This window comes from Streptomyces sp. NPDC005752, from assembly GCF_040630715.1.
Lineage (GTDB): Bacteria > Actinomycetota > Actinomycetes > Streptomycetales > Streptomycetaceae > Streptomyces.
Genome location: NZ_JBEXYB010000041.1, coordinates 25,078 through 39,401 on the forward strand (window position 1 = coordinate 25,078; position 14,324 = coordinate 39,401).

Genomic DNA, 14,324 nt, shown 5'->3' on the forward strand with positions numbered 1-14,324 from the left:
GCGGCGCGGGCCGTCGGTGTGGGACCGGCTCGTCACCTCAGCCGCCGAGTGCGGGCGGCCGGGCACGGAGGGCGCGGGGGGTGTGGGGTCAGAGACTCTTCCAGAACGACACCAGCGCCGCCGCCGTCTCCAGCGGGCGGGCCGTGTTGGGGGAGTGTTCCGCTCCCTCGATCACGGTGCGGTGGGCGCCCAGTCGCCGTGCCATCCCGTCGAACAGCGGCACCGGCCACACATCGTCGCGCTCGCCCGAGATCACATGCACGGGGAGGGCCAGCCCGGCGAGCTCGGCCACCCTGTCTGGCTCGGCCGACAGCTGTGTGCCGGTGGCGATCAGCTGCGCCGGGTTGTGGCGCATCCAGCGCCGGCGCAGGTCCTCGCCGTCCCCGGTGTCCGCGTCCTGCGGCGGGTCCAGGGCACGCATCGCCTGCCAGACGTCGGCCATGCTCCAGCGGCCGAGCGCGTCGCCGAGCAGCTGGGCCTTCTTCTGCTGGTCCGTGGAGATCTCGGCGGGCCCGGACGACATCAGGGTCAGCGAACGGAACGGCGCGGCGTCCAGCAGCACCGCCGCGCGGGCGATCTGGCCCCCCAGGGAGTGCCCGAGCAGATGAATGCCCCCGGCTGGGGGAGCGTCGGCGAGGGCAGCGGCCTGAGCCAGGACGTCGCGGGCCAACTCGCCCTGCGCGTAGGCCTCTTGTCCGTCCGGGCCCTCGGTCTCGTACTGCCCCCTGCCATCCACCGCAAGGACACGGAATCCGGCTTCGGCGAGAGGTTCGAGCAGCGCGACGAAGTCCTCCTTGCTGCCGGTGTACCCGGGCAGCAGGAGCGCGGTGGAATGCGCGGCCGTACGCGGTGCGGCGTCCAGCACGGCGAAGTCCCCGCGCTCGGTACGCAGTACACGGGCGCGGGCACAGGAGGGCGGGGTGAAGGTGGGCGGCCGGCTCATGAGGCCGAGCGTATCGCCGGGTGCCGGTGCGTGCCCGGGCAGGCGTACGGCCCCGGCCCCCGCGCAGGCGGGAACCGGGGCCGTGGGGAAAGCCGGATCAGCTCTCGGTCGTCTCGGCCGCGGCCGCCGCGCGGGAACGGCGCCTGCGCGGCTTGGCGGGTGCCGTCCCGCCGTCCGTCGCGGCCTCGGTCACCGCTGCGGTCTCCGCCTTCTCCGCGGCCGTGGCGCGCGGGCGGCGGCGACGCGGCTTGGTCTCCGCCGCGTCCCCGGTGGTGACCGCGGTGTCGACCGCCACCTCGGTCTTCGGCTTGGCGGCGGCACGGGGCCTGCGGCGCTGCTTCGTCTCGGTGACGGGCTCCGACACAGGGGCGATCTGGAAGTCGACCTCGTCGGCCGGCTTCACGACCCGGGTGCGGCGGCGCGGCTTGGTGGCCACGGGCTCCGCGGCCGGTGCCGAGATGGCGACCGTCTGGAAGTCGACGACGGGCTCGGCTGCCGGGGCCGGCGCGACGGCCGACCGGGTGGCCGTGGCACGCGGAGCGCGACGGCGGCGCGGCTTCGCCTCGTCGGCCGGCTCGTCCTCGGGGGCGGCCACGGCCACCGGGGTCTCGGCCACGGCCACCGGGGTCTCGGCGACGGCCACCGCGGCCTCCGCCACGGCCTCGGGTGCCGCGGCACGGGTACGACGCCGACGGCGCGGGGTACGCGGCTCCTGCGCGTCGTCACCGCTCGCCTCGACGGCGGGCGCGGGCACGGTGACGGCACCCTCGTCGAGGGCTCCACCGCCACGTGTACGACGACGCTGACGCGGGGTGCGCGGCGGACGCTCCTCGCGGGGCGCCGCAGCGGGCGCCGCGGACTTGCGGCCACGGCCGCCCGTCTCGCCGAGGTCCTCGATCTCCTCCGCGCGCAGACCGGCACGGGTCCGCTCGGTGCGCGGCAGGACACCCTTGGTGCCGGCCGGGATGCCGAGGTCCTCGTAAAGGTGCGGGGACGTGGAGTAGGTCTCCGGCGGGTCCGGGAACTTCAGATCCAGCGCCTTGTTGATCAGCTGCCAGCGCGGGATGTCGTCCCAGTCGACCAGCGTGATCGCGATGCCCTTGGCGCCCGCGCGGCCGGTACGGCCGATGCGGTGGAGGTAGGTCTTCTCGTCCTCCGGCGACTGGTAGTTGATGACGTGGGTCACACCCCCGACATCGATGCCCCGCGCGGCGACGTCGGTGCAGACGAGGACGTCCACCTTGCCGTTGCGGAAGGCGCGCAGCGCCTGCTCGCGAGCGCCCTGGCCGAGGTCACCGTGGACCGCGCCGGACGCGAAGCCGCGCTTCTCCAACTGCTCCGCGATGTCCGCCGCCGTCCGCTTGGTGCGGCAGAAGATCATCGCCAGCCCGCGGCCGTCGGCCTGCAGGATGCGGGAGACCATCTCGGGCTTGTCCATCGAGTGGGCGCGGTAGACGTGCTGCACCGTGTTCTTGACGGTGGTGCCCTCGTCGTCGGGCGACGTGGCGTTGATGTGCGTCGGCTGCGACATGTAGCGACGCGCGAGGCTGATGACGGCACCGGGCATGGTGGCGGAGAACAGCATCGTCTGGCGCTTCGGCGGCAGCATGGTGATGATGCGCTCGACGTCGGGCAGGAAGCCCAGGTCGAGCATCTCGTCGGCCTCGTCCAGCACGAGGGCACGGATGTGCGACAGGTCGAGCTTGCGCTGGCCCGCCAGGTCGAGCAGTCGCCCGGGGGTGCCGACGATGATGTCGACGCCCTTCTTCAGGGCCTCGACCTGGGGCTCGTAGGCCCGGCCGCCGTAGATCGCGAGAACGCGGACGTTACGCACCTTGCCGGCGGTCAGCAGGTCGTTGGTGACCTGCTGGCAGAGCTCACGGGTGGGGACGACGATCAGGGCCTGCGGCGCGTCCGTCAGCTTCTCGGGCGCGGCGCGCCCTGCCTCGACATCGGCGGGGACGGTCACGCGCTCGAGGAGCGGGAGACCGAAGCCGAGCGTCTTGCCGGTGCCGGTCTTGGCCTGGCCGATGACGTCGGAGCCGGAGAGCGCTACGGGGAGCGTCAGCTCCTGGATGGGGAAGGGGGACGTGATGCCGACCGCCTCGAGGGCTTCGGCCGTCTCGGTGAGGATTCCGAGGTCGCGGAACGTAGTCAGGGTGCTGCCTCTTCTGTGAGACGCGGCCCGAGGCGAACGCTGGGGGTCGTACCGTGCCGGGGTCGGTCATCCGGCCGTGGATGGGCCGGGTGGCGCGGGACCACTGCCGTCGCTCGAGCGCTCGTGCCGCTGAGGGGGCCCCTCATCTGCGGTCGTACGTGTCGTACGCCCCGCGTGGAGGGCTTTCGGGTCGGAGCCGATCGGGCCACCGACCGGGCATCCTCATTCAAGGTCGCGCTTCTGGCACAACAAATGCTCAGTAAGCGCAATACCACTGTACCCCGGATTCGCGCACGCGTGTTGGGCGAATTCATCGGAACGGTGTGATGTCTCCCGCTGACCGGGCCCTCGGGCCCTCCGTCGGGCGGGATATTCTGCGCTTCATGGAGACGCCTGACAACGCCATTGAAGCATCCGACGCAGCGCCCGCACCGACCGGGATCGCGGCCCAGGACTGGGGCACCGCTTCCGCCGACCCGCAGTACCGCGCCGCGGTCGTGGATCTGCTGGGCGCGCTCGCCTACGGGGAACTCGCGGCCTTCGAGCGGCTCGCCGAGGACGCCAAACTCGCGCCGACGCTCGGTGACAAGGCGGCACTGGCCAGGATGGCGTCCGCGGAATTCCATCATTTCGAGAAGCTGACCGACCGGCTGACCGCCATCGACGAGCAGCCGACCGCCGCAATGGAGCCGTTCGCCAAGCCGCTGGACGACTTCCACCGCCAGACGGCCCCGTCGGACTGGCTGGAAGGCCTGGTCAAGGCGTACGTGGGCGATTCGATCGCCAGTGACTTCTACCGGGAGATCGCCGCACGGCTCGACATGGACACGCGCTCCCTCGTCCTGTCCGTGCTCGACGACACGGGCCACGGGAACTTCGCGGTCGAGAAGGTCCGCGCCGCCATCGAGGCGGAGCCCCGAGTGGGGGGCAGGCTCGCCCTGTGGGCGCGCAGGCTGATGGGGGAGGCGCTCTCGCAGGCGCAGCGGGTGGTCGCGGACCGCGACGCCCTGTCCACGATGCTGGTGGGCGGCGTGGCGGACGGCTTCGACCTGGCCGAGGTCGGCCGCATGTTCTCCCGGATCACCGAGGCGCACACCAAGCGCATGGCGGCGCTCGGCCTCGCCGCCTGACGGGCGCCCGGGCCCTACTGGGCCGCCGCCGACCGCACCGGCCGGCGGCCCCGCGGCCTGATCAACAGGGACAGGGTCACCGCTCCGACCAGCACGGCGCCCGTGGGGGTCGCCAGGACATGGCCGGAGCCCAGGGTCGAATGCGTCAGGTACGCGCCGAACAGGGCACCCAGCCCACCCGTGACGAACACCACGCGGGAGGACGGGAGGCGGTCGGACAGTGAGCGGAGCGCGACCCAGGAAAGGGCGAGTCCGAGAACGACGGAGCTGATGGATTCCCAGAACACAGGGTGTCACCTCGCTTGACGGCGTGGCGGTCGGTCGGTCCTAGCCGGTCCTACCCGTGGCCTGCGGACTACAACCCTTCCCGCCCCCGGTGAACCCCACCGAGGGAGAGATCGCGGGCAGATCCGTGGAAGAAGTGGAAGAAACGGTGGAGGCCCGGCGGACGATTCCGCCGGGCCTCCACCTGTGCTGCCGCGTCGCGCGGGCTACAGCGCGCCGAATCCCACCCGCCGGGTGCTGGGCTCGCCGATCTCCACGTACGCGATCCTGTCGGCCGGCACCAGGACCTTGCGGCCCTTGTCGTCCGTGAGGCTGAGCAGCTGTGCCTTGCCGCCGAGCGCCTCGCCGACCGCGCTCTCGACCTCTTCGGCGGAAAGCCCGCTCTCCAGAACGATCTCGCGGGGCGTGTGCTGCACCCCGATCTTGACCTCCACGGCTATGTCCCTCCGACGGTCCGTCTCTGCGCGGTGAACCGCGCCGTACGCAGCACACATTAGCCCGGTGAAGGGACGGACCACGGGTCGACCTGCAACGCCCGCAGCGAACACCGGCGCCGGGGCTCAGTGCTGATCGGTGCCGTGCAGCGGGAATCCCGCGATACCGCGCCAGGCGAGCGAGGTCAGCAGCTGCACGGCGGACTCGCGCGGGATGCCGGACGGGCTGGAGAGCCAGTAGCGCGCGACGACCTGCGAGACACCGCCGAGGCCGACGGCGAGCAGCATCGATTCGTCCTTGGACAGTCCCGTGTCACCGGCGATGACGTCGGAGATGGCCTCCGCGCACTGCAGCGAGACGCGGTCGACCCTCTCGCGGACCGCCGGCTCGTTGGTCAGGTCGGACTCGAAGACCAGACGGAAGGCGCCGCCCTCGTCCTCCACGTACGCGAAGTAGGCGTCCATGGTCGCCTCGACGCGCAGCTTGTTGTCCGTGGTCGAGGCGAGCGCCGTACGGACCGCCTGGAGCAGGGACTCGCAGTGCTGGTCGAGGAGCGCGAGGTAGAGCTCCAGCTTGCCGGGGAAGTGCTGGTAGAGCACCGGCTTGCTGACGCCGGCCCGCTCGGCGATGTCGTCCATCGCCGCGGCGTGGTAGCCCTGGGCGACGAAGACCTCCTGCGCGGCGCCCAGCAGCTGATTGCGTCGGGCACGGCGGGGGAGCCGGGTGCCCCGTGGGCGCGCCGCCTCTGTTTGCTCGATGGCTGTCACGCCGCCTCCCAGATTCGTGATCGAACACAGTCGTACCGTGCACGCTGCGCCGTCGGGCCATCGTACTTTTGAGTAACCCGGGTGTGCGCGGTGCGGACAGAGAATTTCACGGACCGGACGGCTGCGATAGCCGCACATGTACCGGTCCACGCCGCAAAGTGGTGCGATCTACCGGTAATCGTCCTCATCCTGTGTCACAACGCGGGCCTGCTCCGCCGCATCCGCCTCGTTCGCCGCACCGCGGTCGATGCCGGTGAGCGGTTCGTCGCGCTCCGGCCGGACGGCGGCCTGCTGCTCGGCGGTGTCGGCTTCGGGAGCTTCGGGGTCCGGTTCGTCGGGCTGGGGATCCTCGAAGGTCTCCGGGTCGCTCGGGTCGACCGTCATGATGGCTCCCTTCCTTCCCTTGCAGCCTAGGAGCAACCCCCGAGGGGCGCTATGCGGCCTGTGACCGCGAACACATGAACCGCCGCGTGATCATCTCGTAACATTGCCGCATGTCTTCGACCGAGCTGCCCGGTATCCACGCCGCCGCTGCCGCGGTGGCGCCCACCGTGAGCGCCGTACGGGTCGCGGAGGGGGAGAAGCTGCGGTCCGTCGCCCTGGCGGGCCTCTCCCTGAGCGTCCGTTCCCGTCCGGCGCTGACGACGGGGTCTGCTCCCGCTCTCTTCGTGCACGGCCTGGGGGGCTCCTCGCAGAACTGGTCGGCGCTGATGCCGCTGCTGGCCGACACCCTCCACTGCGAGGCGGTCGACCTGCCCGGCTTCGGGGACTCCCCGCCGCCGGACGACGGCAACTACTCCGTCACCGGACACGCCCGGGCGGTGATCCGGCTGCTGGACGCCGGCGGGCGTGGGCCCGTTCACCTTTTCGGTAACTCTCTGGGCGGTGCCGTAGCCACCCGGGTCGCGGCCGCCAGGCCGGATCTGGTGCGCACACTGACGCTGATCTCCCCTGCCCTGCCCGAGATCCGGGTCCAGCGGCCCGCCGTACCGACCGCGATGCTCGCGCTTCCGGGTGTCGCCTCCCTGTTCGCCCGGCTCACCCGTGGGTGGACCGCGGAGCAGCGCACCCGCGGCGCCATGGCACTCTGTTACGGCGATCCGGCACGAATCTCCGACGAAGCCTTCCGTCACGCGGTGGCCGAGATGGAGCGACGGCTGGAACTGCCGTACTTCTGGGACGCCATGACCCGCTCGGCACGGGGCATCGTCGATGCCTACACGCTGGGAGGACAGCAGGGGCTGTGGCGCCAGGCCGAGAGGGTGCTCGCACCGACCCTGCTCGTGTACGGCGGACGTGACCAGCTCGTCTCGTACCGGATGGCACGCAAGGCGTCCGCGGCCTTCCGCGACTCGCGCCTGCTGTCACTGCCCGACGCCGGGCACGTGGCGATGATGGAGTACCCGGAGGCGGTCGCCCAGGCCTTCCGGGAACTGCTCGACGAACGCGGCGGGAGCTGATCCGGGGCGTGGGACGACATAGCCGAAAGGGCCCCGAGGCCACCCGGACCGAGACCGGTGCCACTACGGGCGCCGGTGTGGAGCGGGGTACCGGCCGACGCGGGCGGGACTCCGCCACACCGCCTCCGAGGGACGGTCACGGCCCGTTCCGCGACGCACCGCAGGTGCGCGGCGGGCACCCCGAACAGCGTGAGCCGGGCGGTGGCTGGGGCACGGGACCGCAGCCGCAGCACGGCGGCCGGCGGGATCCGGCGGGTCCGGGCGGTCAGGAGGTCTTCCGCGCCGGGCAGGCCGCCATGGCGCGGCAGCATGCCGCGCAGCAGGCGGCCGGGCGTCGGACGGCCGGGCCGGAGACCGGCGGGGCCGCGTCGGTACCGGGCCCGCGCAGGGAGTTCCTGGAGGCGTTCGAGACCGCACCTGCGCGTCCCGGGCCGCCGGCCCCGCCGGAGGACGCGGTCCGCACCCCGCCGGTTTCCGACGGACCCGACGAGGACGCGGACGACGGAGACGGCCGGCGGACGAGGAACGGGAAGGGGCGGGCGTTCACCGGGATCGCGGCCGCCGCCGTGACGACGGTGCTCGCGGTCGTGGTGGCCGGGCAGGTGGCGCAGGACTCCGGCAGCACGACGGACGGCCCGCGGTCCGCCGAAGCCGACCGGCAGGACTCCGGGGACGCCTCCCGCTCGCTGGACCGGTCGGCGCCCGAGGCGCAGCGGCAGGAGGGCAAGCCCCTGTCCTACGGGCAGAAGATGGCCTCCGCTTTTCCCCTGGCGCCCGACCTCGAGGCCTCCGGGAAGTTCGAGGCGGTGCCCGGACTGGCCAAGGCGCCGGGCAAGGGCCAGAAGCACCGGTACCGTATCGACGTCGAGCAGGGGCTGGGACTCGATTCCGCCCTCTTCGCCGACGCCGTGCAGAGGACGCTGAACGACGATCGCAGCTGGGCGCACAACGGTGCCATGACCTTCGAGCGGATCTCCTCCGGGGAACCCGACTTCGTGATCACCCTCGCGAGCCCGGGAACCACGGCCGTCTGGTGCGAGAAGTCCGGCCTGGACACGGCCGAGGACAACGTCTCCTGCGACTCGGCCGCCACCGACCGCGTGATGATCAACGCCTACCGCTGGGCGCAGGGTGCCTCGACCTTCGGGGCGGAAAGGCTTCTGGCCTACCGTCAGATGCTGATCAACCACGAGGTGGGCCACCGGCTGGGGCACAACCACGTGAACTGCAGCACCCCTGGTGCCCCGGCCCCCGTGATGCAGCAGCAGACCAAGACCCTGGACCTGGACGGCGTCAAATGCCGTCCCAACCCCTGGGTCTATCCGGAGAGTTGAGCCGGCCGGAGGCCGTCGTGTCCGTATGGCGGGACGGGCGTCTCATCTCGCGTTGACATCGGGAGAGGGGTCGTCCATATTTCTCCGCATGTCACGCAGCCCCGCATCCTCCGAGCGCGCCGCCCTTGAGCTGGCGCTCCTCGGCGTTGCCGGGCACTGCGTAGCCGACATTCTCTGTCGCTGACGCCTGCTCGAGCGCGCGTCGACCCCCTGAAGAGCCTTTTCCGGCTCCTCGGCCCTCCTCTGCCGCGCCCGGGCGTACTCCGTCCGCAGGCGCGGCATTTCCGGTCTTCCCGGTCCCCTTCCCCTCACCCGGGCGGGACCTGCTGCGCCCGTGCGGACATGTCTCCTCCTCCTTGCCGCAGCACACCGAGAGGTCATCTTCCGATGAGTCAGCCGTCCGTCATACCGCGCCGTGTGGCAACCGCCGCCGCCGTCAGCCTCGCCCTGGTCGCCGGCCTCGCGGCCTGCGCAGGTCCCCAGAACAACGGGGGCGACGGCGCCGGCTCCGGCGCCTCGGGCGAGCCGCGCAAGGGCGGCACCCTCACGGTCCTCAACAGCAACCCGCAGGAGGACTTCGACCCGGCGCGGCTCTACACCTCCGGCGGCGGCAACGTCCCCTCCCTGGTGTTCCGCACGCTCACCACCCGCAACCGTGAGGACGGCGCGGCAGGCACCGAGGTCGTCCCCGACCTGGCCACCGACCTGGGTACGCCGAGCAAGGACGCCACCGTCTGGACGTACACCCTCAAGGACGGGCTGAAGTACGAGGACGGCACCGCCATCACCAGCGCGGACATCAAGTACGGCATCGAGCGGTCGTTCGCCGCGGAACTGTCCGGCGGAGCGCCCTACCTGCGCGACTGGCTGATCGGCGGCGCCGACTACCAGGGCCCGTACAAGGACAAGAAGGGCCTCGACTCGATCGAGGTGCCGGACGACAAGACCATCGTCTTCCACCTGAACAAGCCCGAGGGCGAATTCCCCTTCCTCGCCACCCAGACCCAGACGACCCCGGTGCCGAAGGCCAAGGACACGGGCACCAAATACGAGGAGCACCCCGTCTCCTCCGGGCCGTACAAGGTCGTCACGAACGAGAACGACGGCGAGCGGCTCGTCCTGGAGCGCAACGAGCACTGGTCGGCAGAGACCGACGAGGAGCGCAAGGCATACCCGGACAAGATCGACGTACGCTCCGGCCTCGACTCCGCCGTCATCAACCAGCGGCTCTCCGCCTCGCAGGGCGTCGACGCCGCCGCCGTCACGACCGACACCAACCTCGGCCCGGCCGAGCTCGCCAAGGTCTCCGGCGACAAGAAGCTCGCCGCCCGCGTCGGCACCGGCCACTTCGGCTACACCAACTACATCGCCTTCAACCCGAAGGTGAAGCCGTTCGACGACCCCAAGGTGCGCCAGGCGATCTCCTACGCCGTCGACCGCTCCTCCGTGATCAACGCGGCCGGCGGCTCCTCGCTCGCCGAACCCGCCACCACCTACCTGCCGAACCAGAAGTCCTTCGGCTACACGCCGTACGACCACTTCCCGGCGGGCGAGACCGGCAACGCCGCCAAGGCCAAGGAGCTGCTGAAGGAGGCCGGTTACCCCAAGGGCCTGAAGGTCACCCTCACGCACTCCAACGACAAGGACTTCGAGACCAGCCCGGAGATCGCCACTGCGCTCCAGGCCGCCCTCAAGAAGGCCGGCATCACCGTCGAGCTCAAGGGACTGGAGAGCAACGACTACTCCGACACCATCCACAGCGCGTCCAAGGAGCCGGGCTTCTTCCTCGCGCACTGGGGTGCCGACTGGCCCTCCGGCGGCCCGTTCCTCGCACCGATCTTCGACGGCCGTCAGATCGTGAAGGACGGGGCCAACTTCAACACCGGCTTCCTGAACGACGCGTCGGTCAACAAGGAGATCGACGAGATCAACAAGCTCACCGACCTGGATGCAGCCGCCACGCGCTGGGGAGCGCTCGACAAGAAGATCGGTGAGCAGGCGCTCACGGTGCCGCTCTTCCACCCGGTGTACAAGCGGCTCGTCGGCAAGGACGTCAAGAACGTGGTCATCAGTGACTGGACCGGCGTTCTCGACGTCTCCCAGGCCGCGGTCAAGTAACCATGTCGGAAGCACTTCTGGTCCAAGAAGCGGGAGCGGCACCCCTCGCCGCCCCCGCCTCGGGGGCCCGGCAGTTCTGGCGGCGGCTGCGCGCACAGCGCGCGGCCGCCGCCGCGGCGGCCGTGGTCCTCCTGCTCTTCCTGGCCGCGCTCGCCGCGCCGCTGCTCAGCGCGCTGGCGGGCCAGGACCCCAACACCTACCACCCCGACCTCGTCGACTCTGCGGCCGGCGGGGTCCCCATCGGCCCCTTCGGGGGCGTCAGCGCGGACCACTGGTTCGGCGTCGAACCGCAGACCGGCCGCGACCTGTTCGCCCGTGTCGTCCACGGGGCCCGGGTCTCGCTGGGCGTGGCGGTCGCGGCCACCCTCCTCCAGGTCACCATCGGAGTGGTGGTGGGACTCGCCGCGGCCCTCGGCAACCGCTGGGTCGACCAGGTCCTCAGCCGGATCACCGACATCAACGTCGCCCTGCCGCTCATGGTCATCGCCCTGGGGCTGCTCGCCGTCGTACCGCCCTCGTTCCCACGGCCCGTCCTGATCGCCCTGGTCATCGGCGGCATCAACTGGGCCGGGACGTCGAAGATCGTGCGGGCCCAGGCGCTCGCCCTGAAGTCACTCGACTTCGTCTCCGCGGCCCGGCTCAGCGGACGTGGGCGCTGGAGCATCGCCCGGCGCGAACTGCTGCCCTCGCTCGCCGCGCCGGTCATCACGTACGCCGCGCTGCTCTTCCCCGTCAACGTCACCGTCGAGGCGGCCCTGTCCTTCCTCGGCGTGGGCATCAAACCGCCCACACCGTCCTGGGGACAGATGCTCACCGAGGCCGACACCTGGTACCAGTCGGCTCCCACCTATCTCCTGCTGCCGGCCGGGCTGCTCTTCGTCACCGTGCTCGCCCTGACCGTCCTCGGCGAGGGCGTGCGCACGGCACTCGATCCCAGGGCCGCGTCCCGGCTGCGGATCGGCACCGGACGCGGGGATTGCAAGGAACGTACGAAGGAGCAGACGTCGTGACCGGGTTCCTGCTGCGACGGCTCGCAGGGGCCGTCTTCGTGCTCCTCTCCCTGACGGTCATCCTGTACGCGGTCTTCTACGTGGCCCCCGGCGACGTCGCCCAGATCGCCTGCGGACCGCGCTGCTCGCCCGCCCAGGTCGCCCAGGTGACCGAGCAGCTCCGGCTCGACGACCCCGTGTACACGCAGTACTGGCACTTCCTCCAGGGCATCGTCGCGGGACGGGACTTCTCCACCGGCACGGGCGTGGAACACTGCTCCGCGCCCTGCCTCGGTGTCTCGTACCAGAGCGACCAGCAGGTCATGCAGCTGATCCTGACCAAGCTGCCGGTGACCGGTTCGCTCGTCATCGGGGCGTTCCTCTGCTGGATCCTGCTCGGCGTCGGCACCGGAGTGCTGTCCGTCCGGCGGCGGGGCCGGATCACCGAGCGGGTCCTGACCTGGCTGACCCTGGCCGGTACGGCCACCCCGGTCTTCGTCATCGGACTGCTGCTCATCATCGTCTTCTGCTCCACGCTGCAGTGGCTGCCGTCGCCGACGTACGTGCCGTTCACGGAGGACCCCGAACAGTGGGCCTGGGGGCTGCTGCTGCCCTGGGTGTCCCTGGCGCTCATCGAGTCCGCCAAGTACGCCCGCCTGACCAGGAGCTCCATGCTGGAGACACTCGCCGAGGACCACGTACGCACCTTTCGCGCGTACGGCGTCAGCGAGCGCGCCGTCGTCGGGCGGCACGCGCTGCGCGGCGCGGTCGCACCCGTGATCGCGCTCAGCGCGCTCGACTTCGGGAGCATGTTCGGCGGCGCGGTCCTGACCGAGTCCCTCTTCGGGATTCCGGGACTCGGACGTGAACTCGTCCACGCCGTCAAGGTCGTCGACCTGCCGGTGGTCGTCGGCATGGTGCTGGTGACCGGCTTCTTCGTGGTGCTCGCCAACGCCGTCGCGGACATGCTGTACGCGCTGGCCGACCGACGGGTGGTCCTGTCATGACAACTCCGCTGGTGCAGGTCGAGGACCTCACCATCGACTTCGGTGCCGTCCGCGCCGTGGACGGGCTCTCCTTCACGTTGGAGGCGGGCGCCGCCCTCGGTGTCGTCGGCGAATCCGGATCGGGCAAGAGCGCGTCCGCCTCCGCACTTCTCGGGCTGCACCGGGGCACCGGGGCCCGGGTCACCGGGACCGTCCGGGTCGCCGGTACGGACGTGGGCACCGCGGACGAGGCCGAACTGCGCGCGTTGCGGGGCGCGAAGGCGGCGATGGTCTTCCAGGACCCGCTGTCCTCGCTCGACCCGTACTACACGGTCGGCGACCAGATCGCCGAGGTGTACCGGGTGCACAACCGCGTCTCCCGCCGGGCGGCACGGGCCCGGGCCGTCGAGGTCCTGGACCGGGTCGGAATCCCGGACGCGGGCCGCCGCGCCCGGTCCAGGCCGCACGAGTTCTCCGGCGGGATGCGCCAGCGTGCTCTCATCGCGATGGCCCTCGCCTGCGAGCCCCGGCTGATCGTGGCGGACGAGCCGACCACCGCCCTCGACGTCACCGTGCAGGCGCAGATCCTGGACCTGCTGCACGACCTTCGCCGGGAGACGGGCATGGGACTGCTGCTGGTCACCCACGACGTGGGTGTCGCCGCGGAGAGCGTCGACGACATCCTGGTGATGCAGCACGGCCGTGCGGTGGAGCGCGGAGCTGTCTCCGAGGTGCTGGGCGCGCCCCGGCAGCCGTACACCCGCGAGCTCCTGGCCTCGGTACCCCGGCTCGACGAGAAACGGGCCGGTGTCCCCGGGCCGAGGACCGCTTCGCCCGACGCCGAACCGCTCCTCGAAGCCGTCGGGCTCCGGAGGGAGTTCGGCCGGGGCGCGAAACGGGTCACGGCCGTGGACGGGGTCTCGCTCACCGTCCGGGCCGGCGAGACGCTCGGGATCGTGGGGGAGAGCGGCAGCGGCAAGACGACGCTCGGGCGCATGCTCGTACGGCTGGAGGATCCCACGGCGGGCCGCCTGCGGTACGGGGGCAGGGAGATCGGATCGCTGCCGGAGAAGGGCCTCCGTCCCTTCCGCCGCGAGCTGCAGATGGTCTTCCAGGACCCCGTCGCCTCGCTCAACCCGCGGCGCTCGATCGGCGAGTCCGTGGCCGACCCGCTCCGTGCCGCCGGAGAGACCGACGAGACCCGGATCCGGGACCGCGTACGCGAACTCCTGGAGAGGGTCGGCCTCGACGCCGACCGGTACGAGCGCTATCCGCACGAGTTCAGCGGTGGGCAGCGTCAGCGGATCGGCATCGCGCGGGTGCTCGCCGCCGAGCCGAAGCTGATCGTGTGCGACGAGCCGGTCTCCGCGCTCGACGTGACGACCCAGGCCCAGGTGATCGCACTCCTCGCGGAGCTCCAGCGCGAGCTCGGCATCGGACTCGTCTTCATCGCCCACGATCTGGCCGTGGTCAGGCAGGTCAGCGACCGGGTGGCCGTGATGCGGCAGGGCCGGATCGTCGAGCAGGGCGCCGTGGACGAGGTCTACGGATCGCCGCAGGACCCGTACACGAGACAGCTCCTCGCCGCGGTCCCCACGCTCGATCCCGCGCACGCCGCCGCGCGCCGTGCGACCCGCTCGGAGCTGGCCGCAGCCTGACTCCGCGTAACCGAAGAGCCGTGGGTCGCAACAGAACGCGACCGGGCCGGGAAAGTTACGC

14 protein-coding genes are annotated in these 14,324 nt (G+C 71.4%); 8 read left to right on the forward strand and 6 right to left on the reverse strand.

The genetic code is table 11. From position 1 onward, the window contains the following. Window positions 1-88: 88 nt before the first annotated feature. A complete protein-coding gene (locus tag ABZ441_RS28355) occupies window positions 89-943 on the reverse strand; it encodes an alpha/beta fold hydrolase (protein WP_358979297.1) in 855 nt (284 codons plus the stop codon). Window positions 944-1,040: 97 nt separating this feature from the next. Beyond that, window positions 1,041-3,011, reverse strand: coding sequence for a DEAD/DEAH box helicase (locus tag ABZ441_RS28360; RefSeq protein ID WP_358979350.1), 1,971 nt, complete (start codon window positions 3,009-3,011; stop codon window positions 1,041-1,043). A gap of 473 nt (window positions 3,012-3,484) precedes the next feature. On the opposite strand from ABZ441_RS28360, the gene ABZ441_RS28365 reads away from it, so the two are divergent. Beyond that, a complete protein-coding gene (locus ABZ441_RS28365) occupies window positions 3,485-4,231 on the forward strand; it encodes a ferritin-like fold-containing protein (protein ID WP_358979299.1) in 747 nt (248 codons plus the stop codon). Between the two features lie 14 nt (window positions 4,232-4,245). On the opposite strand, the gene ABZ441_RS28370 is transcribed toward ABZ441_RS28365, so the two are convergent. The 4 genes from ABZ441_RS28370 to ABZ441_RS28385 all read right to left on the reverse strand — a co-directional run bounded on the left by ABZ441_RS28370 (window position 4,246) and on the right by ABZ441_RS28385 (window position 6,102). Beyond that, window positions 4,246-4,518 (reverse strand): hypothetical protein, encoded by a 273-nt coding sequence (locus tag ABZ441_RS28370; protein WP_358979301.1) that lies wholly within the window; start codon window positions 4,516-4,518, stop codon window positions 4,246-4,248. Between the two features lie 204 nt (window positions 4,519-4,722). Continuing rightward, window positions 4,723-4,950, reverse strand: coding sequence for a DUF3107 domain-containing protein (locus tag ABZ441_RS28375; protein WP_031091197.1), 228 nt, complete (start codon window positions 4,948-4,950; stop codon window positions 4,723-4,725). 126 nt (window positions 4,951-5,076) lie between these two features. Then, the gene (locus tag ABZ441_RS28380; protein ID WP_205018688.1) at window positions 5,077-5,718 is read right to left on the reverse strand and encodes a TetR/AcrR family transcriptional regulator; all 642 of its coding nucleotides are present in this window, start codon (window positions 5,716-5,718) and stop codon (window positions 5,077-5,079) included. 168 nt (window positions 5,719-5,886) lie between these two features. After that, window positions 5,887-6,102 carry a hypothetical protein gene (locus ABZ441_RS28385; RefSeq protein ID WP_205018689.1) on the reverse strand — a complete coding sequence of 72 codons (216 nt, stop codon included), beginning with the start codon at window positions 6,100-6,102 and terminating at the stop codon, window positions 5,887-5,889. 110 nt (window positions 6,103-6,212) lie between these two features. On the opposite strand from ABZ441_RS28385, the gene ABZ441_RS28390 reads away from it, so the two are divergent. The 7 genes from ABZ441_RS28390 (at window position 6,213) to ABZ441_RS28420 (ending at window position 14,263) form a co-directional block, all read left to right on the forward strand. Then, a complete protein-coding gene (locus tag ABZ441_RS28390) occupies window positions 6,213-7,178 on the forward strand; it encodes an alpha/beta hydrolase (protein WP_358979304.1) in 966 nt (321 codons plus the stop codon). A gap of 8 nt (window positions 7,179-7,186) precedes the next feature. After that, window positions 7,187-8,512, forward strand: coding sequence for a DUF3152 domain-containing protein (locus ABZ441_RS28395; protein WP_358979306.1), 1,326 nt, complete (start codon window positions 7,187-7,189; stop codon window positions 8,510-8,512). Window positions 8,513-8,600: 88 nt separating this feature from the next. Beyond that, window positions 8,601-8,696, forward strand: a complete 96-nt coding sequence (locus ABZ441_RS28400) for an Ms4533A family Cys-rich leader peptide (RefSeq protein WP_315985674.1) — start codon at window positions 8,601-8,603, stop codon at window positions 8,694-8,696. Between the two features lie 203 nt (window positions 8,697-8,899). Continuing rightward, window positions 8,900-10,630 carry an ABC transporter substrate-binding protein gene (locus ABZ441_RS28405; protein ID WP_358979309.1) on the forward strand — a complete coding sequence of 577 codons (1,731 nt, stop codon included), beginning with the start codon at window positions 8,900-8,902 and terminating at the stop codon, window positions 10,628-10,630. A gap of 2 nt (window positions 10,631-10,632) precedes the next feature. Beyond that, window positions 10,633-11,640: an ABC transporter permease gene (locus ABZ441_RS28410; RefSeq protein ID WP_358979311.1), complete on the forward strand. Its 1,008-nt coding sequence runs from the start codon at window positions 10,633-10,635 to the stop codon at window positions 11,638-11,640. Further along, on the forward strand, window positions 11,637-12,626 hold the full coding sequence (locus tag ABZ441_RS28415; RefSeq protein WP_358979313.1) for an ABC transporter permease: 990 nt from the start codon (window positions 11,637-11,639) through the stop codon (window positions 12,624-12,626). The genes ABZ441_RS28410 and ABZ441_RS28415 overlap by 4 nt, the downstream gene beginning before the upstream one ends. Further along, a complete protein-coding gene (locus ABZ441_RS28420) occupies window positions 12,623-14,263 on the forward strand; it encodes an ABC transporter ATP-binding protein (RefSeq protein WP_358979315.1) in 1,641 nt (546 codons plus the stop codon). Before ABZ441_RS28415 ends, ABZ441_RS28420 begins: the two co-directional genes overlap by 4 nt. Window positions 14,264-14,324 lie beyond the last annotated feature (61 nt).

Excerpts from the sequence above, each read along its gene's own strand:
- ABZ441_RS28355 (WP_358979297.1), bottom strand. The coding sequence starts at position 943 with ATGAGCCGGCCGCCCACCTTCACCCCGCCCTCCTGTGCCCGCGCCCGT.
- ABZ441_RS28365 (WP_358979299.1), top strand. The coding sequence starts at position 3,485 with ATGGAGACGCCTGACAACGCCATTGAAGCATCCGACGCAGCGCCCGCA.
- ABZ441_RS28385 (WP_205018689.1), bottom strand. The coding sequence starts at position 6,102 with ATGACGGTCGACCCGAGCGACCCGGAGACCTTCGAGGATCCCCAGCCC.
- ABZ441_RS28390 (WP_358979304.1), top strand. The coding sequence starts at position 6,213 with ATGTCTTCGACCGAGCTGCCCGGTATCCACGCCGCCGCTGCCGCGGTG.
- ABZ441_RS28400 (WP_315985674.1), top strand. The coding sequence starts at position 8,601 with ATGTCACGCAGCCCCGCATCCTCCGAGCGCGCCGCCCTTGAGCTGGCG.
- ABZ441_RS28405 (WP_358979309.1), top strand. The coding sequence starts at position 8,900 with ATGAGTCAGCCGTCCGTCATACCGCGCCGTGTGGCAACCGCCGCCGCC.
- ABZ441_RS28410 (WP_358979311.1), top strand. The coding sequence starts at position 10,633 with ATGTCGGAAGCACTTCTGGTCCAAGAAGCGGGAGCGGCACCCCTCGCC.
- ABZ441_RS28420 (WP_358979315.1), top strand. The coding sequence starts at position 12,623 with ATGACAACTCCGCTGGTGCAGGTCGAGGACCTCACCATCGACTTCGGT.